Annotated in this window: 1 protein-coding gene; it reads right to left on the bottom strand. The window is 43.3% G+C overall.

Features of this window, described 5'->3' with window-relative positions:
- Nucleotides 1-737 (bottom strand): AI-2E family transporter (locus A3738_RS07130; RefSeq protein WP_068763474.1); only part of this gene is annotated, 737 nt, incomplete at its 3' end.
- Nucleotides 738-960: the final 223 nt, after the last annotated feature.

Raw genomic sequence — 960 nt, 5'->3', positions numbered from 1 at the left:
ACCGTAGGCACTGCCGCAATGATTGACCCAATGTTCGGTACAAAGTTGAGGAAGAAGGCGAGCACTGCCCATAGCAATGGGTAATCAACGCCAATAAGTAGCAAACCGACGTATATCAGAGCGCCTGTTGCGAGACTTACGAGCGCTTTAATTGTCATATAGGTTTTGACCGTAGCAAGAAAGCGATCGATATGTTCGATCTGGCTGTTATTTTCGCCGAAGGCTCGGTGTAGTTTATTCGGCAATGACAAGCTCTCAAAGAGCATAAATACAACGGTTAGAATAATGAGGAAGGAGTTTGATAATACGCCACCTAAGCTACCAAGTGCGCCCATGGCGGTTTGAAATATACTCGAGGGGTCAAAGGTTTCGAGTAGTCGCTGTCTTGGAATTTCAATGCCCCACTGGCCTAAGGCGTTAATACTATTTGCGGTGATGCTTTGAAGTTTCTCCTGATACACCGGAAGGTCATTCGAGAACTCCTTTGCTGAGCTGCCAATGATGCTGATGAGTAAGAGTTGAAATAGACTGATGAAAATAACAACGAGAATGAGTGACAGCCACGCAGGCGTACCTTTCTTTTGTAAATATAAGAAGGGCGGCGCGCAAATAATCGCAAAGAAACCGGATAATAAAAATGTCACCATGATGGATTCAGCGGCGCGCATTCCGGCTACCACAATGACGAAAGCGGCAAGAACAAATAAGGTTCGCGAAGAACTAGAAAATGTAGACATAATGTTTCTTTTGAATTGTGGTATGAATTAGTTGCATTGCACTCAATATTTCACTGCGAACCAGAATACTTAAATGGCGCGTATAAATAAAAATAACATTTGTTTAGAGGCTCGTATCAGTGTCTTTTTACCGAAAACTTACCGTGATTATCTTGTCTCTGAGTTTAGGCGCATGTTCCACCTTCGGCTTTTTGTTTGAACGTTTGCCTTGGCTAAGTTCATG

Source organism: Oleiphilus sp. HI0066, assembly GCF_001635725.1.
Note: the sequence above shows the minus strand (reverse complement) of the source record. Positions and strands in the feature narration are given on the sequence as shown.